This window comes from Deminuibacter soli, assembly GCF_003412455.1.
Taxonomy (GTDB): domain Bacteria; phylum Bacteroidota; class Bacteroidia; order Chitinophagales; family Chitinophagaceae; genus Deminuibacter; species Deminuibacter soli.
In genome coordinates, this window is the sequence record NZ_QTJU01000005.1 from 334,664 (window position 1) to 360,159 (window position 25,496).

At 47.1% G+C, this 25,496-nt stretch carries 21 protein-coding genes and 1 tRNA gene; 4 read left to right on the top strand and 18 right to left on the bottom strand.

The genetic code is table 11. The features are described from left to right. Positions 1–140: 140 nt before the first annotated feature. Positions 141–833: a FadR/GntR family transcriptional regulator gene (locus DXN05_RS15805; RefSeq protein ID WP_116848237.1), complete on the bottom strand. Its 693-nt coding sequence runs from the start codon at positions 831–833 to the stop codon at positions 141–143. A 292-nt stretch (positions 834–1,125) separates the two neighbouring features. On the opposite strand from DXN05_RS15805, the gene DXN05_RS15810 reads away from it, so the two are divergent. Next, positions 1,126–1,968 (top strand): methylated-DNA--[protein]-cysteine S-methyltransferase, encoded by an 843-nt coding sequence (locus tag DXN05_RS15810; protein ID WP_116848238.1) that lies wholly within the window; start codon positions 1,126–1,128, stop codon positions 1,966–1,968. 55 nt (positions 1,969–2,023) lie between these two features. Then, entirely contained in the window at positions 2,024–2,554 is a 531-nt protein-coding gene (locus tag DXN05_RS15815; protein WP_116848239.1) for a cysteine hydrolase family protein, read from the top strand. A gap of 76 nt (positions 2,555–2,630) precedes the next feature. Here the strand turns inward: DXN05_RS15815 and DXN05_RS15820 are convergent, their stop codons facing one another. Then, entirely contained in the window at positions 2,631–3,137 is a 507-nt protein-coding gene (locus DXN05_RS15820) for a hypothetical protein (protein WP_116848240.1), read from the bottom strand. Between the two features lie 210 nt (positions 3,138–3,347). Then, positions 3,348–3,977: a hypothetical protein gene (locus DXN05_RS15825; protein ID WP_116848241.1), complete on the bottom strand. Its 630-nt coding sequence runs from the start codon at positions 3,975–3,977 to the stop codon at positions 3,348–3,350. A 197-nt stretch (positions 3,978–4,174) separates the two neighbouring features. On the opposite strand from DXN05_RS15825, the gene DXN05_RS15830 reads away from it, so the two are divergent. Continuing rightward, positions 4,175–4,381: a hypothetical protein gene (locus DXN05_RS15830; protein ID WP_116848242.1), complete on the top strand. Its 207-nt coding sequence runs from the start codon at positions 4,175–4,177 to the stop codon at positions 4,379–4,381. A 492-nt stretch (positions 4,382–4,873) separates the two neighbouring features. Here the strand turns inward: DXN05_RS15830 and DXN05_RS15835 are convergent. The 12 genes from DXN05_RS15835 to DXN05_RS15890 form a co-directional block, all read right to left on the bottom strand. After that, a tRNA-Lys gene (locus DXN05_RS15835) sits at positions 4,874–4,946 on the bottom strand. 45 nt (positions 4,947–4,991) lie between these two features. Next, complete coding sequence (locus tag DXN05_RS15840; RefSeq protein WP_116848243.1) at positions 4,992–5,741, bottom strand: SDR family NAD(P)-dependent oxidoreductase; 750 nt, start codon at positions 5,739–5,741, stop codon at positions 4,992–4,994. Positions 5,742–5,812: 71 nt separating this feature from the next. Then, complete coding sequence (locus tag DXN05_RS15845; protein WP_116848244.1) at positions 5,813–7,165, bottom strand: TonB-dependent receptor; 1,353 nt, start codon at positions 7,163–7,165, stop codon at positions 5,813–5,815. A gap of 8 nt (positions 7,166–7,173) precedes the next feature. Then, positions 7,174–7,992 (bottom strand): hypothetical protein, encoded by an 819-nt coding sequence (locus DXN05_RS15850; protein WP_211330072.1) that lies wholly within the window; start codon positions 7,990–7,992, stop codon positions 7,174–7,176. A gap of 3 nt (positions 7,993–7,995) precedes the next feature. Continuing rightward, positions 7,996–8,532: a heavy-metal-associated domain-containing protein gene (locus DXN05_RS15855; RefSeq protein ID WP_116848245.1), complete on the bottom strand. Its 537-nt coding sequence runs from the start codon at positions 8,530–8,532 to the stop codon at positions 7,996–7,998. Positions 8,533–8,622: 90 nt separating this feature from the next. Then, a complete protein-coding gene (locus DXN05_RS15860; RefSeq protein ID WP_116848246.1) occupies positions 8,623–8,964 on the bottom strand; it encodes a heavy-metal-associated domain-containing protein in 342 nt (113 codons plus the stop codon). Between the two features lie 288 nt (positions 8,965–9,252). Further along, positions 9,253–9,663: an HYC_CC_PP family protein gene (locus tag DXN05_RS15865; protein ID WP_116848247.1), complete on the bottom strand. Its 411-nt coding sequence runs from the start codon at positions 9,661–9,663 to the stop codon at positions 9,253–9,255. 212 nt (positions 9,664–9,875) lie between these two features. After that, positions 9,876–10,715: a sugar phosphate isomerase/epimerase family protein gene (locus DXN05_RS15870; RefSeq protein WP_116848248.1), complete on the bottom strand. Its 840-nt coding sequence runs from the start codon at positions 10,713–10,715 to the stop codon at positions 9,876–9,878. 160 nt (positions 10,716–10,875) lie between these two features. Beyond that, complete coding sequence (locus tag DXN05_RS15875) at positions 10,876–12,204, bottom strand: Gfo/Idh/MocA family protein (RefSeq protein ID WP_116848284.1); 1,329 nt, start codon at positions 12,202–12,204, stop codon at positions 10,876–10,878. A gap of 11 nt (positions 12,205–12,215) precedes the next feature. Then, complete coding sequence (locus DXN05_RS15880; protein ID WP_116848249.1) at positions 12,216–14,054, bottom strand: RagB/SusD family nutrient uptake outer membrane protein; 1,839 nt, start codon at positions 14,052–14,054, stop codon at positions 12,216–12,218. 26 nt (positions 14,055–14,080) lie between these two features. Next, positions 14,081–17,209, bottom strand: a complete 3,129-nt coding sequence (locus tag DXN05_RS15885) for a SusC/RagA family TonB-linked outer membrane protein (protein ID WP_116848250.1) — start codon at positions 17,207–17,209, stop codon at positions 14,081–14,083. Positions 17,210–17,566: 357 nt separating this feature from the next. Continuing rightward, positions 17,567–19,945, bottom strand: a complete 2,379-nt coding sequence (locus DXN05_RS15890) for an ABC transporter permease (protein ID WP_116848251.1) — start codon at positions 19,943–19,945, stop codon at positions 17,567–17,569. 437 nt (positions 19,946–20,382) lie between these two features. On the opposite strand from DXN05_RS15890, the gene DXN05_RS15895 reads away from it, so the two are divergent. Next, positions 20,383–21,567 carry a hypothetical protein gene (locus tag DXN05_RS15895; RefSeq protein WP_116848252.1) on the top strand — a complete coding sequence of 395 codons (1,185 nt, stop codon included), beginning with the start codon at positions 20,383–20,385 and terminating at the stop codon, positions 21,565–21,567. A gap of 53 nt (positions 21,568–21,620) precedes the next feature. Here the strand turns inward: DXN05_RS15895 and DXN05_RS15900 are convergent, their stop codons facing one another. The 3 genes from DXN05_RS15900 to DXN05_RS15910 all read right to left on the bottom strand — a co-directional run bounded on the left by DXN05_RS15900 (position 21,621) and on the right by DXN05_RS15910 (position 25,212). Then, positions 21,621–22,643 (bottom strand): LLM class flavin-dependent oxidoreductase, encoded by a 1,023-nt coding sequence (locus tag DXN05_RS15900; protein ID WP_116848253.1) that lies wholly within the window; start codon positions 22,641–22,643, stop codon positions 21,621–21,623. A 359-nt stretch (positions 22,644–23,002) separates the two neighbouring features. Next, positions 23,003–23,380 carry a hypothetical protein gene (locus tag DXN05_RS15905; protein WP_116848254.1) on the bottom strand — a complete coding sequence of 126 codons (378 nt, stop codon included), beginning with the start codon at positions 23,378–23,380 and terminating at the stop codon, positions 23,003–23,005. 5 nt (positions 23,381–23,385) lie between these two features. After that, positions 23,386–25,212: an RHS repeat domain-containing protein gene (locus DXN05_RS15910; protein ID WP_116848255.1), complete on the bottom strand. Its 1,827-nt coding sequence runs from the start codon at positions 25,210–25,212 to the stop codon at positions 23,386–23,388. Positions 25,213–25,496 lie beyond the last annotated feature (284 nt).

Below are 25,496 nucleotides of genomic sequence, written 5' to 3' on the forward strand. Positions count from 1 at the left end.
AGTTTTTAGCAATGGTAAGTTGCAAATGCAATAACAGCAAGCATTACAGGAATTACGCACACCAGTGCACACGCATGCTACGCAAACAATAGTATGCTGCGCAGCAACTGTTCAGGATGTATTGCAAGAAACTTAAACCGCTATTGTATTTTCTTGAAATGATGTTCCAGGTGTTGCAGCATGCCTTGCCTGAATTCTTCTTTGGTACCTTCTTTCAGGATTTTCACGAGGTCAAGATGGGACACTTTGCCGATGATGGGCTTTTTCTCCAGGGTAACCAGGTAACCGAATACCGGCAGCAGCATGCTTTGAAACCTGCTCATGGTATCGTTGCCGGTCATCTGGTATAATTTGCCATGAAAAGCAATCTCGTGTTGTATGCGGAAGGTTTGTTTATCCCCTGTTACTTTCTGCGATTTGGCAATCTGCTCCAGCTCGGCAATATCCTTTGCTGTTTTGCGGAGATAAAGTAAATCGGCCAGCCCCACCTCCAGCGTTAAACGCAGTTCAAATAAATCACGCAGGGTATGTTCATCTATAATAGCAGGATCGAGCACGCGTTCAAAAGAGCCGAGTATATCCGGCCTGGCCAGCACCATGCCGCGTTTCTTTTTTGTTTCTACCATGCCCAGCATCCGCAACCGGCTCAACGCTTCGCGTACCACATTGCGGCTTACTCCCAGCGAATTGGCCAGCTCTATTTCCTTAGGCAGGGCATCCCCGGGTTTAAAGGCGCTTGTTTTAAGGTATTCACGCAAACGGATCTCTACAACATCGGCCATAGTGGTATTAGCAATGCGTTCCAGCTCGTTATTCGGCAATTTCTTGGTCATGCGGCGGCAGGTAAATTTTGTTTAAATGTACTACATTATGTTATCCGCAGCTAAACAGACCCAATTCTGTCTCCTGCTGCCAGCCGGGTGCTTATACAGACAGCCTTGTTCCGGATAAACTTTTGTAATGCTGCATAGATCGCTGGAATATCTTCTTCGCACCCTGGGCCTGTTGCGGGAAATGCCCGCCGGTATGTACCCTGTTTACACCATCCAGTACAGGGAAAATCGCAAGATCCGGATTGATGCAATAGCAGGATTGGTGTAGTTTTGAATCAAGCTCATACCTGCTATGCCCGATAAACTGGCCAATTATTACCGGATTGAAAAAGCCATCGGCTTTTTAACCACTCATTTCAGGGAGCAGCCAGACCTGGATGCTATTGCCGCGCAGGTGCACATGAGCCCTTATCATTTTCAACGCATTTTTACTGACTGGGTGGGAATCAGTCCAAAGAAGTTTACCCAGTACCTCACACTCGATTACCTGCGCCATAAAATACGCGATACCGAAAACATGATGGATGCGGCGGATGAAGCCGGGCTATCCAGCCAGTCGCGCGTAAACGAACTGTTTGTAAAAATAGAAGGCATGAGCCCGCAGCAATTCAAGTCTGCCGGTAAAGGGCTGGAGATATGTTATGGCTACCATGCCACACCATTCGGTTTGTGTTTTATTGCCGTTGCAGAAAAAGGCATTTGTACGCTGAAGTTTATTGATGAAGAAAAAAGCAGGAATGAATTTGCGCAGTTCTCTGCACGATGGCCCTTTGCCAGGTTAACACATAAACCGGAGTTTACGCAAACCTATATCCGCAACATATTCCAGCACAGCGGTAAGGATGCCGCCAATCTCCAGTTGCTGGTACAGGGAACGGATTTCCAGGTAAAAGTATGGGAAGCATTGCTCAATATTCCTTTCGGATCTGTAAGCTCCTTTCAGCAAATTGCACGTTTGATCGGTAAACCCGGTGCAGCACGGTCTGTTGGTGCAGCCATAGGCGCCAATCATATCCTGTACCTTATTCCCTGCCACCGTATTATTGCTGCTGATGGCAGTATGGGCAACTATCATTACGGCAAGGCACGCAAGCTCACTATGATTGGCTGGGAAATAAGTCAACTACAGCAATAATCGGATTGCAGCGCCGCACACGTACTGCTAGCTTGCAGCTATAAATAACCGAAGTATGCAAGCGTTAATAGTGATTGATGTTCAAAACGAATTTTCCCCTGAAGGACAAAGACCGGTACCCGGCCATGCCCAGGCACTCGCAGCCATTCTGCAGCATGTGGCACAAGCCCGCAAACAACAACAGCCCATTGCATGGGTAAGACACCACAATAAACCCAATGAATCTGCCGCATTTGTACCGGGCAGCTGGGGCGCAGAATTTTCACCCGGCATTGGTGTGCAGCCCGGCGCTGCACAGGAGAAAGCGTTCCGGAAAAATGTATACGGAGCTTTTACCGGAACCAACATAGGTGAATGGCTGCAAAGCTTACACGTTACTGAAGTATTGATTATGGGATTTTATACGCATGGCTGTGTATCTACCACCAGCCGCGAAGCCATTATGGCGGGCTACACCGTACTGCTTGATCCTGAAGCAACCGGCACCTGTGCTATAAGCCACCCTGTACTGGGCACCTTTACGGCAGATGAACTTCGCCGCTCAGCATTGTTACAGTTAATGAACATGGGCGCAACTATACTATAAAACTGACTAATAGCACGAAGCCTGCAGCAGTTTACAACCGCATGCAGGCTTCATAATTTGACAGATATACGCAACGCTAAGGTTGCGCCAGCGCATATTGATCGGGATGATTGATCAAATCTTGCAGCACATCAGCGGTAATAAACACCATATCAAAACACTGATCGCTGTTAGACATGCTGGTTGCCATCACTATGCTAAACTGTTTGTTGGTATATGGTGCAAGCAATGCATTCACATTTTCCAGGAAACCGGGTTGCAGCCAGTCAGTTTCGGGATCGGGGATGGAACAATGCAACTCATTGCCGTTTACGGAAAAATAAAACTGCCAGTTTTCACCATCATTTGCTGATGATACGTTGCTGATAACAACATCCGGCGCAGCGATACCCGCCATTTCCTTCAGCAGGCTTTCATAAGCAGTTATATCGCAGTAATTTTCAGCATCGTCGTTGATGTAGTGTCTAACGTTGGCAATCCCACTGAATACACGCAATTTCCCGGCAATGTCTGCGTAATAGGCTTGTGAGCTCCCGGTTTTAGTGCTCCAGTCGATGATGTTTTCGGCAACATTTTGTAGCATATCGTTGTGTTTGGGTTAAGGTGGTTTAGTTCAGTGAATAGTCAATAGTGAATACTGAATGATCTGGGCGACCCTTTTAACGGATCGAAGATCAAAGCGGATAACCTTCACTGCTTTGCTGATGAATATAAAAACAGTTTAATAAATAGCCGAAAAGTTGACCGGCTGTTTTGCGGAAAAAGGAAAAACTACCCAGTTTCAGGTAGTGGTTTAGGGCGTGTATGGGGCTCTGTCTGTTGCTGCCCTGTAGCCATCATATTGCCCCTGCTGAAAATCACGCAGTTCAGGCGTAAGGTTAGGCCAAAGAGCCAGGGCCAGCAGCCATCTTTTCTCACATTGGTAATCTACATAGTGCTGCAGAATAGCGTGTATCTCTGTCCATTTATCTTTGACTGTAAACTTGACTGATTCTATTTTCCAACCGGCATAACCAGCCGAGTTATAGTCTACTGTTCCATCTGCTTTTAAAGTAATAGTGGTATTGTCTTTCGATAAGGTTAAATCATATTCAAATAAATAAAAAGGTTCCGGAAGCCCCTGCCCGATGAGGTTGTACACCATAACACCATCATTGTAACCAACATAATACCCGCGTCCGTAATACGTAGATTTGCTTCCGGGCCAACATAAAGTTTCTTCAGGATACGGAGTATGGCTCAGCGTATCGCCGGGGAAAGCCAATGGCCCGGGACCACAAATAAGGGTATCATCAGGATTGGGGCCAGGCTCACGCGGTGTGGTTGGTATATCGGCTCCATTAAGGTTGTTCTTATTCAGATCTTTTTTGCAGGCCACGGCTAATAATAGCAGGCAGCAAACAGCAGTTATTTTGATACTCATCATGGTAATTTTTCTGAAATTACACCATTACCTTCCCCTGAAAATACCTGTAAATCAGTATTTACACGATATATCGCAAATGATAAATAAGATTATTACTCCCCCCATCAGGTAAGATCAAACAACGCTGAACAAAACGAACAGAGAAAAAATTGCATTTACTAAAGGAGATTTTTACTTTTTGGGCAAATTGCCATATGGCTCAAAGAAAACCTTACAATCCTAATACGGCCTACGGACGTAGAAAACTCCGCGAACAGTATAACCAAAACACCCCACCGGAAGAACAGCAGGAACACCGGCTGATTGCCTTCTTTATTTGCCTGGCTTTTGCCATCATTGGCTTTGTTATTGTGTATGCATTGAAAGGGGAACATGCTGCCGTTAAATGGATTCGTCATTAGAGGACAATCCTCTTCTCTTCTGATGAGAAGGCTTTATCTCGATTAAATCAACCTGTTTAAAAACTCAAACTATGGAACCTATCTATTTTGTCTACATTTCTATTCTTCTCGTTTATTTCGTGCTTTGCCATATAGCCGCGAACATTGCCAGTCAAAAAGGATTAAACTACTGGGAAGCTCTTTTTGTATCGCTCCTTCTTAGCCCTTGCACTGGCCTGTTGTATGTAATAGCATCATTGATGAGACCTAAAAATTCGGAGCCAAGCTAGATAAACGCACTTCGTAAAAGATTCAGTTGCCCGGAAATTCCGGACAAATGCCGCAGAAGGTAAAATTGCAATACCGGTTTTATAACCTCAATGCCACCATCGCAGCAGGCTATCGCGTAAACTCTCACGATGCTTCCGCCTTCGAATATGGTGGTCTACCGAAACATTACACGATTACATTATAAAACAAAAGCCTCTCAAAATTGAGAGGCTTTTTACCCTGTGTCCCCGCACGGCCTCGAACCGTGGACCCACAGATTAAGAGTCTGTTGCTCTACCAACTGAGCTACGGAGACTGGTATCCGGCAAATTTAATGATCGCACGCAAATACGCCAACATTTTATTGTGCCAGATAACCGCCATCTACCGGGTAATACCCTCCTGTGACAAAGGAAGCCTTGTCACTGCTCAGCCACAATACCAGCTCTGCCACTTCTTCGGGTTTACCCAGGCGGCCCATGGGATGCAATGCCACCAGGCCATTCAGCGCTTCTTCATCCATGTGCTGCAGCAATGGTGTGCTGATAAAGGCAGGGCCCACTGCGTTGATGCGTATCTTCTGCGGGGCATATTCCAGCGCGGCTGTTTGTGTAACACCCACTACCCCATGTTTGGCGGCAACATAGGCGCAGGCATGCCTGAAACCTACTGCACCCAGTATAGATGCCATGTTTACAATAGCGCCGCCACCTGCACTCAACATGGCAGGTATCTGGTAGCGCATGCCGTAAAACACACCGCTCAGGTTAATGGCAATCACTTTGTCCCAGCCTTCAATGCTGTATTCACCGGCAGGTAAAGATTCGCCGCCAATACCCGCATTGTTGCAGGCAATATGCAAAGCGCCGTAATGTTCAACCGTTTGTTTTACCAGCGCTTCATTGTCTGCGGCTTTGGAAGTATCGGCTTTTATAAAAATGGCTTCACCGCCTTCCTTTTTAATCTGGTCAACCGTTTCATTGCCGCCTTTTTCCGAAATATCACTTACCACAACGGAGGCACCTTCTGTTGCATAGGCAAATGCCACTTCACGGCCAATGCCCGATGCGGCACCGGTAACAATCGCTACTTTGTTTTCAAGATCTTTCATTGTATATGGAATTAGTTACCTGTAATACAATGCAGGGTTCCGGATTGTTGCCCGTGTAACGGTTGTATGCATTACATTTTAACCGGGTATATGCGCATGAAAACCTCACCAGCCATAGGGTTGGTACCATATAGCGTTTGCAGGGCCTTGCTGCTGTGGTTAAAGGTAACCTGTGCGCCAATGGCCACGTTTACCGGGCTCAGGTGCAGCAGGTCGTGGTTAATGCCCGCAGTTAATGCATGCACGGGGAATAGTGTTTCGCCGTACAAGGCTTCGTCAAGATTCAGCTCCTCGCTTGATTTCTGCACCCATTCATACCGGGTATAGATGGCTGTTTTACGGCTGCGCAATGCAGCTTCGAGCAAAACTGCATTTTCACCATCATGGCCTTTGCTCTTGTTGAGCCCCCAGATAGCGGTGGCGTTAATGGATTGTTCTTTCCCCAGCGGGTAACTGGCAATGGCAGCGGCTGTGGTACGATGCACATTTTCACCGGGATGCAGCAATTCAGGACTTTTCACATATCCATGCGATGCCTGGAAAGCCCAGTTGGCAGTGGGATTGTACGATAACCTGCCTGACCATGAATCAAAACGCGCTTCATCAAAATTGTAGCGGTTCTCATCTGGCTCGCGACCGGTGAAGGAAGATGCTTCTATCTTCCATTTATCATACCGGTAACCGATAGTGGCTACGCCGAAGGTGATGTGTGTTCCATCATTCCAGTGATGACTGATCGGCGCATCGGGATTATACATGGCAGAAGGGCGGTGCATAAAAGCCACCGAACCCAACGACGGCTCCCCGGGGTAACCGAGGTATACAAACACATCTGATTTCTTTGACAAGGCCTGCGTATACCCCACACTTAGTTCAGAAAACAAATCGTGCGGGTGCTGTTTGTCAACCAGCGGCATGCCTTTCCAGCTTTCGCCGCTCTGGTATAACAATGGATAGCCTGCGCCGCCTTCCGTTAACCTGTCGAGCGAAAGCATGGCACTTATGTGCAGCAGCCCGTTTTTACCTACCCTGCGTTGCGCCATGCCCATAAACCAGTTGGGCGCATCCCATTTTGAGCCGCCGCGGCTGCCTTTGTTGAATACATCCTGGCTGGTATATCGTAAAAACACATTGCCATGAAACATCAGCATCCATTTGCCTGTGTGCACCATTGCACCGTACATGGGCGATGCATCGGGCAGCCAGCCTGTACCGGAGCCGTTGCGTGACATGGGCAGGTTCAATGAGTAGGAATGATTCATGGCCATGCTGTGGTGCATGGGTTTGCCCTTGTGTTCACCATGCATATCCATGTGCATGCCAGTGTCTGTATCCATGTGGTGCATGTGCATCATGGACGTATCCTGTGCCCATGCGGTGGCCTGCCACAGCAGCGGCGCGGCCAGTAACAGTAACTTTTTCATCTGTTGTGTTATTTCCAGGCGTTAAAGAATGTGTGTTCAAAACGCAGCAAAAACCCATTGGTGTTCATGCGCAGCAAACCGTTGTTGTACAACTGCTGCCGGTAACCAAGATCAATGCGGGTTTGGCTGTTGAATATAAACTGTACGGCAGGCGCTATATCGAGGTAACTTTTATTGCTGTTTAGCAGGTGCTGTCCCAGCAAGTCGGCCATGATATTAAAGTTCACCTGTTTGTAGTCATGGTAGTTATGGGGTAATATCAGTCGCCCTGTTGACAAACTGTAGTTAATGGCCTTATCATTGGTAATGCCCTGTTTACCCGGCTCAAATACCTGCGTATACCCTGCCGATGCGGAGATGGCCTGTTTGTGCAGCAGCTGCGTGGCAATTAACCCAAGCTCATAGCCCTTGTTCTGCCCATAGGTATCGATGGTTTCCTGTACTACCGCGCCGTTGTTAAAACTCAGCCTGCCATAGGCGGCCATCCTGAAATGGCGGTACACGGCATCATGGGTAAAGAAACGGTACTTGGCATACAACCCTGCTCCCTGCGCACGAAAGGCGCCATTGTTGTTGTTGAAAAAACCTTCGGCATGTACCATCAGGTTTTTATTAACGCCTATCATCAGCTCGGGTATCAGGCTGTAGTTGAGTGAACCGCCCGCGGCATTGTTGCCTGCAAAACCGTTGGTTAAGCGCGCGCCCAGTGAATGGGCGGGCATATTGCTTGCAGGCTCGGTATATACAAACAGCTCCTGTGTTTTACCGGCCACTGCGCTGCATACCAATAGCAGCGTGAGCAGCCGGCGCCTATATGTTGCTGCCATATGTTACGATTGTTGCAGGGTAACATGATAAACACGCTCCGGTGTATTGGCTGCGCTTTGCATGGTGCCAGTTTCGTAACAGGCCTGTTTGGTTTGCGCGGCATATTTGCGGCGTTCTTTCTCGGGCAGGTAATCCTTGTCCAGCAAATGCAGCACCACTTCACCATTCAGCGTTTTTGGCGCTACACTGATAAAATGAAAGAGCGTATTGTTTAACGTAATGTGGGCGTCGTTTTGAACCGCGGTATTGTTAAACAGCGCTTTTACATCCATAGCTGCAACAGAGAAACCGGCATCTTTTACAGCATTTTTTAAATCATCGAGTACAACGGCTGCGCCGGGTTTAAAATGTATGTCGTAGCTGGATGTTTCTATATCGGCCTTTACCTCGCTCACTGCATCAATTTTAGTGAGGGCTTTGTAAATGGCGCGGCTGCACATGCTGCAGGTAAGTCCGCTGGCTTTTAAAGTAACCGATTGTATCTGGGCACCGGCTGCTACGCTTATGAACAGCATCAGTGAAAAAAGGATATATTTCATATCAGTATTGTTGCGATAAGGCAAAGCATTCCCCTATCCACGAAAGCGACATGCTTTGCGGCTTACCGGTTTGTGTTATGGGTATAAAAACTAGTGACTGGCCTTGCGCTCATACTGGCAGCATTCATCCAGTGCTGCGTATGCTTTATCATCGCCCTTGTATTTTTCTGTATCGTAACCTACCGCTGCGATCTTCTTCTGTACGGCATCGCTGTTTGTTTTAGCGGGGTCGTATACCAGCGTGAATACTTTGGTGTCTTTGTTCCATTCGGCTTTGGTTACACCGGGGCCTTTTGCGGCTGTTTCAATGTGCTTTTTGCAGCTGCCGCAGTTGCCCTGTACTTTAAAGGTTTCGGTTTTTACACCCTGGGCAAAGATGCTTACAGAAAACAGGGTGCAGGCGGCTAAGAGGAAGATTTTAATGAATTGCATATAGTGTATTATTACTATTTGATGAAATGCATACACGGTTTACAGCTACAAGTCCTATGGACAAAGCTCACAAATAGGCCATTAACTAAGCGACATTGCATGGGGATTTGCGGCTATAAATGTTGTGTAAGATAAATTTAATGATAAGTGGAACAATCAAACCGGGCAATCCGGTTAAACAATCATACAAATTGGGCACATTTCGGTGTTATAAAAGATATAACGGATAACGGTAATAGTTGAAATGCGGCCGGCTTGTTGCGGCATTGCATGATAACGGGGAAAAAATCAGATCAGGAAAACGCGGTTACGCAGGTAAATTGGTGGCTGACTGCTACTGGGCGGCGCGTTGGCCACGGGAAAGCTGCGGGCGATGGAAGGCAGTGCAACCATGTTCGCAACGGCGTACTGTACGGGTTCTATTGCAGCAGCTGCATGCAGAAAACTGATGTAAGCACCTGCAGCTTTCTGATCTTTTGAGAGCTGTATGCTTTTGTGTTCATCTTTGCAGCAGCCTTTTTTACCGGCTTGTTTGCTGCTTTTGGGCATACCGCAGAATTCGCATGCACGACCGTCTTTTTCGCCCAGCTCAATCGTTGCCTGCGCCAGCTCGCCCATGCAATAATGCAGGTGCAGCGTAGCCCCTGAGCTGGAGCCCAGGTAAAGCATAGCAATGATGGCGACGATGAGTTTTTTCATGCGAATCAAAAGTAAGACTTTTTACAGATGCGAAGTAGCTAAGATTTTGTAAAGAATTGTTGAAGGTTTGACGTTTGAAGTTTAAAGTTGGGGGGAGAAGGGTTCAAAGGGTTTCATTGGTTCAAGAGGTTTCATTGGTTAATTGTCCTCCGAAGGAGTTCTTCGGAGGACGATTTTGGGGCCGGGCAGTTTATAAAGAAAAAACAATAATACTAACCTTTCATAACGCCTTTGAAGTATCCTACTGATTCGGCGATGCCGGGAAGGGGGTCGGTCATGTCTTTTTCAAATTCGATGCTGCAAACGCCTTTGTAGTTAATTTTCTCCAGGGCTTTGATCACTGCGGCGAAGTCAATTACGCCGCGGCCTATTTCTATGGCTTTGCCGTCTTTCTCTGCTGCGGTAACATCTTTGATGTGCAGATCGAAGAGGCGGTCGCGGTAGTCGTGAATGGCCTGGGTAAGATGGGTGCCTGCGCGTTCTGCATGGCCTATATCAAGGCAAAGGCCCATGCGCGGGTCGCGGTTTTTAATGCGGTCGTACACATCTTTGGGGCCCGGGTACAACTTGTCTTCCGGGCCGTGGTTGTGAATAGCGATTTTTATATCATACGCTTTCACCTGCTGCTCAGTGTAATCGATGAGGTCATAATCGGGCACGCCGATAATCAGCGGTACACCTACCCTTTTGGCGTAGGCAAACGTATCGTCTACGGCCTGCTTTGTTTTCATGTAAATAACACCCACTGTATAAGGCTGGATGCCTGCCGCATCGAGTTTGGCGCGTACGGCGGCTATTTTGGCGGCGTCGCTGTTTAACGGGAGGTGAAAGTCTTTAACGGAGAGATAGTGCAGATCGAGCCTTTTCATCATGGCGATGGAGGCATCTAAATCAAACTTGGCGAAGGTGAAACCCGCAATACCCACCGGTAAAGGGTTTTCACCTGCAGTCGCATTCACTTGCGGCTGCGCAGCCCATCCTGCCAGTGGAAGTGCGGCAGAGCCTGCTATGCCAAGTGTTGTTATTTGTAGGAAGTTTCTTCTGGAGCTCATCACAATTTATTGATTTATTTGCTGATTATTTTGGTTATTTTTTTCCGGCGCGCTCATTAAGCATAAGCCGGATTTTTACCACGGAGGGCACAAAGAAAAAGCCCGCAAAGACCACAAAGACGCCAATATAGTGCGGCTGTGGGGACACAGCCGCAGGCAACTAGACTTTGGGTTCCCAGCCTGATTGATAGGCCCTTGACCATAAATGCTGCGCGTCTTTATCGTGCAGGATTTTGCCGCCGTTGGCCGTGTCGCAGTTAAGGGCGCGGCCTGTGCGTTGGGATATGTTACCCAGGTGACAGAGCAGCACACTTTTATGCCCCTCTGCTATTTCTGCGTTCAGCGGGGTGTCTTTACGAACCGCATCAATGAAATTGCGGAAATGATAACCATCCAGGTTTTCGCCTGGGCCTAAGGGATTGATGGTGTCTGTTACGGCGGCATCTTTACCCTGCTTTACCATTTTGTTCTTTTCATCATAAATCGTGTAATCGTCACCACCGTTGTTTACGAGCGTTCCTTTTTCACCATAGATGATAAAGCCACGGCCACTGCCTTCAACCGGGTAGTTGTTGCAGCTGCGGCTTTCCCAGGTAAAGCTTTTACCCGGACCAAACTCATACGTCACCACCTGCGTATCGGGTGTTTGCCAATCGTCGTGCGCAGTATAGCGGCCCCCGGCAGATACCACGCGAGTGGGATAATCTACACCCAACGCCCAGCGCATACAATCAATTTCATGCGTGCCGTTGTTGCAGGCTTCGCCGGTACCCCAGTTCCAGAACCAGTGCCAGTTGTAGTGTACCAGGTTATCGCGGTAATCTTCACGTGGTGCGGGGCCCTGCCAGAGATCCCAGTCAAGATTGGCGGGCACGGGTATTACCTTACCGGTGCCAATGGGTTTGCGGCTGTTGGTATACCAGGCTTTGCCAAAGTAGACATTGCCAATAGCGCCGTTGCGCAGCTGCTGCATGGCATCGATGAGGTGTGGCATAGAGCGGCGCTGGTTGCCCATTTGCACATGCCGGTTAAACTTTCGCGCAGCTTTTATGAGCAGCTCCCCTTCAGCCGGGTTGTGGCTGCAGGGCTTTTCTACGTACACGTGTTTACCGGCTGCACAGGCCAGTATGGCTGCAGGTGCATGCCAGTGATCGGGTGCGGCAATGGCCAGGGCATCTACATCTTTGTTATCGAGTACCTGCCTGAAATCTTTGATGGCGGCCGGCTTTTTACCGGTGAGTTTCTCCACCAGGTTAATGCCTTTGGCGCGTGCGCCATCTTCCACATCGCAGATAAAACCAATTTCAACATTGGGTATTTTGGTAAAGGCCTTGATGTGTTCAAGTCCCCTGCCATTGGTACCCATTACACCGATCAGTACTTTTTCGTTGGGTGCAAGGTTGCGGCCAAACAAGGGGAATGTTAAACTGCTGGCGCCTATGCCTGCTGCGGCCAGTGCGCTGTTTTTAATGAAATTTCTTCTTTGCATGATTGTATTTTTCATTTATCGGGGATAGCAGTGAGCGCCGGAATGTTTTTGCTGAAACCATTGTAGCCCTCATTCTGGTTTATCTGCTTCTGGGTATTGGCGTCTATTGCGTATTGCGGTACCGGCCACAGTACGTGGTATGGGCTCATGGTATACAAATCACCATGATTGGTTTTTACACCTTTGTTATAAAAGTCGGTTTTTTCCATGATACGGTCGTACCAGAAATTGTCTTTCGAGAAATTCTGCAGCGTATAGGTTTTGCCATTGTAGGCAGCTTTGCCGGTGCTGGCGAAAAGATAAGCCATGCGCACCATTTCTTCGTGGCGGGGCTCTTCGTAAAACAGCTCCCTGTCGCGCTCGTCGAGTATGGTACCTATATCCACTGTGCCGGTAATGGGCTGTGCATTGGCACGGGCACGCACCACATTGATGTCTGCAGCGGCTGCGGCGGCATTGCCTGCCCAATAGTAGGCTTCTGCGCGCAGCAGGTAGGTTTCTGCCAGGCGGTATACATACCAGGGCGTATGGCCTCCGCTGGGTGTGGCGTTTTCATTGTCTTTTACATAGAGTTTGTAATAAGGCCAGTCGAACCAGCAACGAATGGTATCTGCGCAAAGCAGGCCGCCGGCATCATTGTATTTCTGCAGGTGTTTGCCATAGTATGGACTAACACCTTTTAAAGCGGTAGCGTTGTACACATAATCTTCCATGCGAAACCAGGTGCCTTTGGCATGGCGGTAGTCGGTGGTATCTGTCCATATAGCATGGGTGCTGTACCAGGTGCCACGGCAACGGCCAATGCCCCTGCCATACAGCGTGGCCATGTCAAACTCAATTTTGGTAGCATCGCTGGTGCCTTTTTTACCGTCTGGGGTATTGATGTTGGTATAAAAGTTAGGAGCGCCCTGGCGCATGCTGCTCATACCGCCATCGTAGTCGCCATTATTTTTGAAGCCATCCAGGTCAATCACATACATCAGCCCTTCCCCATTTTCAGGCAGGGTTTTGTTGGCAGGGCGGTGCAGATCGTACACCACGTTTTTGGTAGCATCATTTTTCTCCCCGCCAAAGCGGTTGGTCATTAAGTGATAAGCGCCACTGTTAATGAGCTGTGTGGAGCTGGCAATGGCATCATTAAACAAACCTAATGACAGGTTTACTTTCGTAAGCAAATGCAGCACGGCACCTTTGGTTACTTCGCCTTTGGGCACATTGTCGGGCACCCATTGTGCAGCAAACTCCAGGTCGGTTTTCATGCGCTGCAATATGGTCTCACGCTTAACGGTTTGAAAATCGAGTTTTGGGGAACTGTATACGATCATCGCTGTGGGCACATCACCAAAGTTGTTTACCAGGCTGTAGTAACTGTATGCCCGGAAGAAATACGCAGCACCGATTAATGCATTGCGTTTTGCTTTATCGTTGGCGTTGGTGGTATCCCATTTGGGTACATCAATATAGGTGAGTACAGTGTTGGCATATTTTATACGCAGGTAACTCTGATCCCAGAACCAGCCAATGCGGTTGTGATCGGCATCGTTGTTGGGTGCATCAGGAGTGATGTCGATGTTTAAATCCTGTGCAGGGCCTGATTTATCGGTTACACCATCTACGGCTGCATCAGAAAAAATCATTTGTGATATAATGGGTGCACCATCACCATACCATTCGTAACGCAGGTTGCGTTCGCAGGCTACCAGGGCATCCTGCAGGGCATCGGGTGTGGTATAGGTTTTATCGGGCAGGTACAGCGAGGGTGCGTTGGGTTCGAGATATGATTTTTTGCAACCGGCTGCAACCATTAAAGGGAATGTTATACAGAGCAGTTTTTTATTCAGCGTTGTCATACAAAAGCATTAAAGGTGAACAAACATTAGAGCGTGAGATTGATACCCAGTGTATAGGTTCGTGGTGTAGGACCAGGGCCTACATTGGGGTCCCATTCAGGATCCCAGAACTGCCAGTTCTTTTTATACACCGCTACGTTTTTCACGTTGAAATAAATTTTCAGATCCTGTATACCGGCTTTCTGTACCAGCGCTCTTGAAAAAGTATAGGCAAGGGCAATGTTATCGAGCCTTACAAAAGAGCGGCTGCGGTATACGTTGTAACTGGCGCCGCCATCGCTTGAATAAATGCGTGCGAAATCGTTGGTAGGCTTGGTAGGTGTCCAGTACGGGTATACATATGAGTTGGTACGATCCGGGAAACCATCGCGGTTTTTAGCCTGGTTAAACGAACTCATGTGGCCCCAGAGCGAATAAATCTGGAACGAAAAATCAAAGTGCTGCAGGAAGGAGAAATCGTTGCGCAGCGTCCAGCGGAAGCGGGGTTCTGAGTAACCCAGGAACTGCCTGTCTGCATTGGTGTATTTGCCATCGTTGTTTACATCCTGCAGCCTGAAGTCACCGGGCTTTTGTCCGTACCGTGCAGCTGCTGCGGCATCACCATTCTGGTATACGCCCTGTACTTTAATATCCCAAACAGAATTTACATCATGCCCTATAAACCATTTGTTGGTTACATCATCCGGCTCAATGGTGCCGGTTACCTTGCCTGTTGAATCGTACACATTGGCCTTGTCACCATACAGGTGTGCAATCTTGTTGCGGTTCATGGCAAAGTTGGCAGAAGTGCTCCAGGTGAAGTTTTTACGGGTAATGTTGCGCGATTGCAGGTTCAGCTCCAGCCCATGATTATCTACCTCGCCAATGTTGGTGTACACATTGCTGAAGCCCACCATTACGGGTAATGCGCGGTTTACGAGCAGGTCTTTTGTTTTGCTCTTATACACATCGATAGAACCATTGAGTATGTTGTGCAGTATCGTGAAATCCAACCCCCAGTTATAGGCTGCAGTACGCTCCCATTTCAAATCGGGGTTGGCCATGGCGTTTACATACAGCTGTGTTACCAGCCTGGTGGTGCCATCGGTATTTACTTCAAGGTATTTGCCGGTGCTCAGGTTGCTGAGTGCCACATAACGGCCAATATCCCTGTTACCGTTAACCCCATAAGAGAAACGCAGTTTACCATAATCGAGCCATTTGGCTTTAAACCACGGCTCTTCTGTAAAGGCCCAGCCCAGTGCAGCGGCAGGGAAGGTTGCCCATGGGTGTTTTTGGCCAAAGGCAGAATAACCGTCTCTTCTCATGCTTAGTGTAAGCATATAGCGTTCTTTCAGCGAATAGAACAAGCGGCCCATTAATGCAGCACCTGTGCTGTACTGATCGTCACTGCTGATTACCGGTGTTGTGCCGGAGCCCATGCCGCTGTAACCGAGTACATCGCTTGGGTTAAAGTGGTTGTTGGTCATGTCATCTGACCAATACTGGTACTTCTCCGAGTTAACCAGGAATGTGGCATCGATATGGTGAATCCTGTTAAATGTTTTGCTCCAGGTAAACAGGTTATCCAGCTGCCACTGGTATTGCTGGTGCTCATTGCGTTCTGCGGTACCGCCCAGGCTGGCAAAATCCTGGTAACGCGCATCGTTGTGTGTAAAGTTCTGGTACCACTCAAACTGCGGTGAAAAATTCAGCTGGTAGTTAATACCAAAAGGCAATTTCACTTTGGCATACACCAGTGAATTGAGGGTATAATACATTTGGCGTTTAGTAGTGTACTTGGGGCCCGAAAGCGGGTTGCGCGCGCCTGAACCGGCATCATCCTGCGGACTATAACGATAATCAGTAGAATCATCATTGTACATGCCGCCATACGGTGTATTCAAGGTCATCAGCGACCAGTTAACCGGCACCTGGCTTTCGTTGCGCACCGCAAACTGTGTGTTAGCCCCTACAGTAAGCCATTTGTTTACTTTGCCTTCCAGCTTCAGGCGGCTGTTGGTAGTTGAATATTTATCCCCTACCACAACGCCTTCGTTGTTGAGGTAACCGGCAGACCAGTAGTAGTTAAAGTTTTCGCTGCCGCCGGAAAGGCTTAGCGTATAGTTCTGCTGCAGGCCATTGTGAAACACCATATCGTACCAGTTGGTAACGGCACCTTTTTTATAGTCGGTTATTTCAATGGGCTTAAAGTTGAGGCGCTGCAGCCATACGGTAACAGGATCACCTGCACTGTTATCGTAAGCCAGCCATTGCGCCAGCGACACATCGGAAGGCAGTGTGCGCGGATCGTTAAACTGGTAAGGCTTTTGTGTAAAGCCGTGCGTGCTGTTCTCTACATCGGTACGCCAATTCAGAAAAGCCTCGCCCTGGTATACCGGCTGGTTTACGCCCATGGTAGCAACACCCACATTGGTATTGAAGCTTACCACCGGTTTACCGCTTTTGCCGCGTTTGGTGGTAATGATGATGACACCGCTTGCTGCTTTGGCGCCGAATACAGCACTGGCGCTGGCATCTTTCAGTACGTCTACATTTTCAATATCCTGCGGGTTAATATCGGACATGGCGCCATTGTAAATAGCACCGTCCAGCACCAGCAATGGTGTAGAACCTGCGGTGAGCGTGTTTTTGCCGCGTATCTGCAAACTGCCGCCCGGCTTGGCCGATGTAGTAATACCCACGCTAAGACCAGGTACATTGGAACGCAATACATCCTGCACGGACGTGGGGTTTTGTTTTTGCAGCCGCACTGCATTTACTGATGCTACTGCACCCGTGAGGTCTTTCTTTCTTGTAGAACCATAGCCGATGACCACCACCTGGTCGAGCGAGGCAGCGCCTTCCAGCTCCATACCGATGTCGATAGTGGTGCGATTGTCGACTGAGATGGTTTGCATTTTGTGGCCAACGAAAGAAAAGATGAGTGTGCCGTTGGCCGGTACATTGTTTAAACGGTACTGCCCCTTATCATCTGTAGTGGTACCGCGGTTGGTACCTTGCAGGGCAACAGATACGCCACCCAAACCGTTGCTGCTGCCGGGTGCTGTAACCCGGCCGTGTACGGCAATGTTGTTTTGTGCATGAGCAACTGCTACGCACAACAGCAATAACATGTGCAGCAGCAAGCTGAAGTGAGTAAATCTCTTCATCATAAGGCAAGTTTTAGTAATGATTGTTGGAGCACCTATGTTTACAGGGTTACGCACCGGTGGCGCCACGCCGGTGTGCGAAGTGTTTGTGTGGTACGTGCTGTTTAAAAGGGAAACAGGAATCGTTCGTTTCTCACATGCAGGCATACAATAGTGTTGTATGCGGGCAAGCCTGGTTCAATCGTTTTGATTATACAAGTTGATTAAAATTTAGTCACCTTAACAATCCATTGGCTTTTTTATTTACGGAAACGTTTGCGGAGCGCAGGATGAAATGCATCGAACATTCAATGCAGGTATGCATTGAATGTTCGATGCGTTAGCAAGTTTACTGTTGAATGTTGAATGGTTGAGAGGGGGCTATTCTGTTCTCAAACTCTTTACAGGGTTGGCTAATGCGGCTTTGATGGCCTGGTAGCTTACGGTGGCGATGGCGATGGCTACTGCTGAAAAGCAGGCGATGCCGAATACCCACCAGTGAATGCTGATGCGGTACTCATACGATTGCAGCCACTTGTGCATGCCCCAGTAAGCGAGCGGTACGGCTATGAAGAATGAAACGAATACGAGTTTTACAAAATCTTTCGACAACAAGGTGGTGATGCCGGTTACTGATGCGCCCAGCACTTTGCGCACGCCGATTTCCTTAATCCTGTTTTCGGCCATGTAGGCTGAAAGACCAAACAGGCCCAGGCAGGAAATGAAAATGGTGAGCGCAGCAAATGCAGCGGCCAATATGCCCTGGCGTTGCTCATTATCAAATTTAAGGGCATAAGATTCGTCTACAAACTTGTATTCAAAGGGGTATTCGGGATTGTATTTTTTGAAGATGGCTTCCGCTTTTTGCAGGTTGCTGGCAGTGGAATTGTTGCCGTTGAGTTTTATCTGCATTACTTTGAATGTCATAAACTGGCTTTTGGCACCACAGATGAGTATGGGTCTGGTTGGTTCGTACGGACTGGTTAAAATAAAATCTTTCACCACGCCTACTATATGCCATTGAATACCGAGGTCGCTTACTATTTTGCCCAGCGGTTGTTTGAACTTCATTAGTTTGAGCGAAGATTCATTGATGATAAGGCCGGTGGAATCGGTAGGATATTTCTGCAAGTCAAAATCGCGGCCCTGCACAAACTGCAGGCCTGCAGTGGCTCCCAGGCCTTCATCAGCCAGGTATCGGTCGAAGGAAGTTTGGTCGTTCGGGTCTTTGCCTTCCCAGCCCTGGCCCCATCCATTACTCCACCTTTCAGTAAGCGGCGAGTTGGTTTTGGTAACAGATTTGGCTACACCGGCTGCCAGCAATTCATTTTTTATGAGTGCGTAGTTCTTGGGTATATCGCCTGTCATAAACTGGTACACCAGGTTGTCTTTGTTGTAGCCTGTTTCGCGTTCACGGGCATAATCCATTTGCTGTTTGATAACGATGGTGCTTACAATCAAAATAATGGCAAACGTGAACTGCAATACCACCAGCACTTTTCTTGGTGTTATTAATGCATTCACCTTTTTAAATGTACCCTTTAATACTTTGATGGGCATAAAAGAAGACAGGAAGAATGCCGGGTAACTGCCGGCCAGCAAACCGGTGAACAGCACAAAGCCCACCAGTGCCACCCATGTGTATATGCTGCCAAAATTCAACGACAATTCTTTATTGGTAAGTTGATTGTAAGCAGGCAGTGTTAGCTGTACAATAACAATGGCTACCACACCTGCCAGTGCGGCGATAAAAACAGATTCACCAATGAACTGGCCTATGAGCGAGCCTTTGCGCGCGCCTACCACTTTCCTGATACCCACTTCTTTTGCCCGCTTTTCACTTCGGGCAGTGCTGAGGTTCATAAAATTGATGCAGGCGATGAGTAAGATTAATGCAGCAATAACGCCAAACAGTTTTACAAAGGTGCTAAGTCCCCCACCATCTTCTACCCCATTGGTAAAGCTTGAATACAAACGCCAGCGGCTGAGGGGATACATAAACTGCTCCCATTTCATTTTCTTTGCATCCTCACTGTATTGCTGGCGCAATACTTTAAGTTTGGCAGCTGCAGCAGCAAAATTGGCGTTAGGCTTCAGCATTACGTAAGTTGGTGTGCTATTGTCGTTCCAACCCAAATCCTGTCCCTCCCTGTATTTAAATCCCAGGCGGGATAATAAGTAATCAAAGTTAAACCTTGTATTGCCGGGCAAATCTTTCAGCACACCGGTAACAGTGTAATTGTCTTTGTTCTCCATCCGCACCACTTTGCCTATGGCATTTTCGTTACCAAACAGGCTTATCGCTGTTTTATGCGTAAGCACGATGCCGTGTATATCGTTCAACGCTGTGGCTGCGTTGCCCTGCAACAGGGGGAAGGTGAACACCTGCAGAAAACCGGTATCGGCATATATACCTGACTTCATTAATTTCTTATCCCCTACCGTTAGCAAGGCTGTGTTGCTGTTTGTTACCCTTACCACCCGTTCTGCTTCGGGTACGTCTTTTTGTATGGCTGGCCCCAAAGGTGCGGGTACGGTATTCCAGCAAGAGAGGTCACCTTCAAACCTAACGCGGTTCCATATTTCGTAGATACGGTTTTTGTTTGTATGAAACTGGTCGTAACTGTATTCATCCTGTATCCACAACAGGATTAATATAGCGGCGGCCATGCCCACTGCCAGGCCGGTAATGTTAATGGCAGAAAAACCTTTGTTACGCAGTACGTTGCGGTAAGCCAGTTTGAAGATGTTTTTAAGCATAGTGCACGTTGAGCAGCCAACCTGGTGCCGGAGTTTTAAGGCATTTGTTTACAATAAGTTACCGGGTTTTCTGCGGGGTTAACTTGTTCGGTTTTGATACAGGGGTGGGCGGTTTTGTTGTGGAAGGTTTGAAGTTTAAGGTTTAACGTTGGAACGGAGCGAAGGAGCAACAGCCGTTCAAGGGTTCAAAAGGTTCAATAGTTCAATTTGGGAATACTGTATCGCACTTATAGCGACAAATTGATAAGCCTTGCTCCTGCTTACTTATCCGACTGAATATCAAACATCTCTGAACAAAATGGCTAGCTTTTTCTATGCCTGATTCTATAAACTTGCAACGCTGCTGAAAAATAAACTGGGCTAAGGGGCAGTTCTTCGTGCTTATCATCATTACAAATATCTCCCACCTAATAACATCAACCTAAAATTAACAATCAATGGCAACACCCACTCCTGAACAAGTTAAAATTGTGCAGCAAAACCTGGTAAATATGCAGGCTTTTAATGGCTACATTTTTTCGCATGGCAAACCCTGCATATTGAATGCGTACCTGCTGCTGACGATACAGGATAACAACGATCCTGGTCTTGCGTATGGACTTAGTTTTTTTGAAGCAGCTTTTGCAGCCTTAGCGGGTGAGCTGGGCGCATTGGGTGCATTGTGCGCCGGTTATCTTAACAATGTTATCAACAACTGGCTGGGCAACCCGCCCAATAACCTGAACCAGCAGTTTGCCAGCCTGGTTACCCGTTTTAACCAAACATCTATTGATATTGATGCGGGTTTGGCAGGTGTTCACGATGATTTGAACAACCCGGCCAGGCTGCAACAAACCTGGGACAGCAAATTTACCTTTAATGGCCGCACTGTTACTATGGGCGACATGGCCAGTGAACATTTTCCCTCGGAGATTGAAACACCCTTTATTAATGCCGCTAAAAAAGCCATTAAGGCTATTGACCGTAGCATATGGAAGCAAATGCTTGTTGCCAACTATTGGATACCTTACCGCGGCCAATACCGAACCGACTATAAAGACAAAAATGTGCCGCCCATACCTTATTGCGAGGATGTGATTAAAAGCTTTAAAAGCTGCGAATGCAGCTACTTCTGGCACCAGGGCGGTGGCGGCGACTGCAGTCTGTGGATTGTAGTGCAATATGACATAGAACTAAAAAACGTGAGCGGCTTTTATAATTTGCCTGATGCTGCCTGTGACTATGTTTTTATTGACAGTATGCCCGGCAAAATTATTAACGCAGACGGCCTGTTTACACGTGGTGATGTTGCGCAGTTTTTAGGTATCAAGATTATTAACGACACTACCGCAACCAACAAGAGGTATATTACTGCCGTACACGAAGGCAAAACGCTGATGGACCTTTTTAATGCCCAGGGTCGTGCAGCGATAGAACAGCAGGTAATACAAAATGCAAAGGAAGACCCGATATTTGCCATTAAACTAACCCGGGACGCGAATAAAACACTAGAGGAGTTTTTTGATATTGTGATACCACCGCATTTTAAGCTGACTGTGGTGATTGAAGACCCGATGAACTTCGGGCTGGTGATACCCGCAGCAAAGATGGCGGAGCAGGTGAAGGAGGCAGCGGTGTTGTAGGTAACAAAGGCTCAACAGCATAAACACTGTTGAGCCTATACATTTATACAGTATTAACGCCAGCCTAAGCCGGGCGCTACGTATTTAAGAATAGAAGAAAGCACGTGTACGTTATACTCAACCCCAAGGGTGTTGGGTATGGTTAACAGTACGGTGTCGGCTTCCTGGATGGCTTCGTCTTGCGCGAGGTCTTTAATCAGCTGGTCGGGTTCGCCGGCGTAACTTCTTCCAAAAATGGCGCGTTGATCAGCTTCTAAAAAGCCGATTTTATCCTCGCCTTTGGTGTCGTGCCCGAAGTATTGCCTGTCCTGCTCAGTGATCAGCGCAAAGATTGACCGGCTTACAGACACCCTAGGCTCGCGCTGGTGCCCTGCTTTTTTCCATGCTTCTTTGTACAGCCTTATCTGTTCTGCCTGTTGTACATGAAATGGTTTGCCACTCTCGTCAATTTTGAGGGTAGAACTCTGCAGGTGCATGCCGTTTTCGGCCGCCCATACAGCTGTAGCATTGGTAGCTGCGCCCCACCAGATACGTTCCCGTAAGCCTGCGGAATACGGCTCTAACCGCAACAACCCCGGTGGATTGGGAAACATGGGGTACGGGTTGGGCTGTGCAAACCCCACACCTTTTAATTTATCCAGGAACTCCAGCGCTTTCCTACGCCCCATATCTGCATCGGTTTCGCCCTCAGCAGGCTGGTAACCGAAATAACGCCACCCATCAATTACCTGCTCCGGTGACCCTCTGCTAACGCCCAGCTGTAATCGCCCGCCGGAAATTAAATCTGCCGCGCCGGCGTCTTCCACCATGTAGAGCGGATTTTCGTAACGCATGTCAATAACCCCTGTTCCTATTTCTATGCTTTTTGTTTTGGCACCAATGGCCGACAACAAGGGAAACGGGGATGCCAGCTGTGCCGCAAAATGGTGTACACGGAAATAGGCACCATCCAACCCGATTTCTTCAGCAGCCACCGCCAAATCGATAGACTGCAGCAGCGTGTCGCTTGCAGTACGGGCCCTATAGGCCGGATGATTGGCCCAATGCCCGAATGACAGAAATCCTATTTTTTTCATACTACTCCTTTCTGGTGCGAAGTTCCGGGAAATAACCAGTATGGCAATGGATGGATGAATTTACCACTTCATAAGATTCAATCCCCTCTGCCGTTCCGTTCCAGATGCTTTTAAAAAATTTATTTCCCATTTGGCCTCTTATTCCATATTGGTCTGACCAATTGAGGCATGGAGTAAACAAAAAAATCCTGTAAAAAGGGCTGTCACAAAACTTCGAGACAGCTTCTTTTATTCGCGTACCTGATGAAATCCTCTTTGTTTAACGCAATAGAAGGATATTAATTAGACTCTCGATACAATCACTTCAACTAATCATCTACCTTTTATTTTCCTGGACACATATTTTCAAGAAGTTATTTCTATTGCCATTTGCCTGTTAAAATCAATTCCTTTAACCCTTTGCGCAACGAGTCATATTGCTGTGCATTTACCTGCCTAACCGAAGATGAATCAGACAATTCCTTATATGTGATGACGTAATAAATTGTATCCGCATCCTTTGTTTCTGGATTAGCTTTAGCATACAATAAATTTTCATTTTTATATAAGGCAGATATGGATGATTGCAAGATTGGAATATAATCAGACTCTCCCTTTCTTTTGCCGATCCTTATACCATCACCATTCATTTGAATTAAATAAATATCATCTACAATCTGCATACGCTTATCTAGCCACATATCGTTACATGCACAAAAAGCAAACAAAAGACTTAATAAATATCGATTTTTTAACATTGTAACTAATTTTGTTTTAGTGGTGTTGTTATTTTTTGTAGCGTATTATCCTTGTCATTACCATAATTTGTTTTTGGGGCTACCGTTGCTTCCAAAGGGGCAATCCATATATATCTTTGATATGTAGATCCCCAGGGAATAAGTTTTCCATTTTGACGATATATACTATTACCCTTTTTCTGATGATCCGTAACCGACTCCCTTGTCTTCGAATCTGACAAGGTAAACAAACCTGTTTTTCCGTCTTCCAAAACATCAATACGCAAATTATAAGAACCTAAAAAATGCTGGGTTGTTAAATAAGAACCAGCACCACCTTTCACACCACCATTTACTATAGATGGAACCCAAATATCCTTAGCGCCCTCACTGTATGTCATTGTATGATATTTTGAAAACGTCTCACCTGGATTAATTACTCCGTCCGACAAGAAAGCCTTAATTGCATCATTTGTTGCAGCTTGAACAGATGGCATCTGTTTAATATCATTCAACATTTTGCCACCAACAATAATCGAGTTTTCAGCACCCTGCCCTGTCATAAATTCAGAAAACAGGGTAGTCTTATTTATGTTTGCAGGATCATAAAAAGGGTTGTACTCTTTCCTTACCGAATAATCCTTATAGCCTCTTTTATTAGGGTAGCCATACTTGTCGTTGGAAAAATCCAATGGGCCTAAGTTTTCAAACTTCATGATAGCCCCTGTGGGATAAGCATGCTGGACATACATTTTACCTACAGGAAGTGCCTTAATTGTTTCATCATAAGCCAAATCAACGGCTACCACTTTTCCTGTAGAATTGTGCTGAATTGTCTTCATAAACGCTTCGGCGCCATCCAAATCTACAGCTATAATAGGTTTATTGCTGGCAAATTGATATGGTGTCAGCATAGGAAATTTGCTACTCATAGGATCAATACTTAAAAATCTTGCAAGTCTGGTATCATAAATCCTCATCCCATAATCCTGCTCGTTCCCCTCACCCTTCACTTCGTTATCATTCTCCTTCCCGTTAAACCCATACCGGTAGCCACTTCCGTTATACACCCTGCCCGGCATCTCCATACCAAAAGGGTAGTAATCTGTGGCACTCATTACTACGGGCTCGTAGTGGTCGATGGTGGTGTTGTTGAGGCTAACGGGCTGGCGGCGGTTACTTACTGTGGCCAGTACATTGCCGAGGTGGTTCGTTAATTCATATACCTTTTGACCCCTTACTGCTGTAAAGGTATAACCTGCGCCTAAACCGGGAAGATAGGTTATCTCAGAAGTTTCACCTTTAAATTGGTCATAAACAGCTTGCTCTACTACCTTGCTTTCGGGAACAATAAGCTCTTCGATTTTTAGATCAATGGCGTTCATGCGCGCATATAAAGCCTTCAAATTGGCGGAGACATCCTGTTTATAAGCAAACCGGTATACGTCTCCTGATGAATCTGGAACGGCATTTTTCTTTATCAGCTGTGCGGCGCTTTCCATCGCATCCTGCCACTGCAGCTCAAACCATCCCCGATATAATAAAAAAACATCCGTTTTTTCTTTCAGCAGCAAATTGTATTTGTCTGTTAACAGTGGAACGCTGTCTGTTGATTGTTGCTGCCTGTTGTAAACATACAGTTTACCCGGCGCCGTTTTATACAGTATTATTTTATTGGCAGCACTAAACGGTTCAATATTGTGGTATACTGTACTATCCTCACTCTTCTCCATCGTGCCCAGCCGTTTGGCGTCAATACTGAATGGTTGATCATTGAACAACAGGGTTGGTGCTATACAATTAAAGTAAGCCATTCGCAGCAAAACGCTCCGCTGGATGCCTTCTAAGGCCATCAGCTTTTGTAAGGATGTTTTAGCCGACTGTACCGGCTTTGAGGCGAATATGGCCTGGTAATTTGAACGGGCATATTGAAACACAGCCTGTTTGCCCGATAAGCGATAAATATTCCTGACAGCTTTTACATCAGCAATGTACCCGTTGAAAATGTTTTGGTATAACGTAAAAGGGTCAATGGCACGGGTAGTAATAGCCTCGTATTCATCCCTGTTAAAGTGGCTGAATCAAATAAACGCCCGTGACAGGTAAACCAGTTTAAGGTGTGAGTAGCGGTATTAAG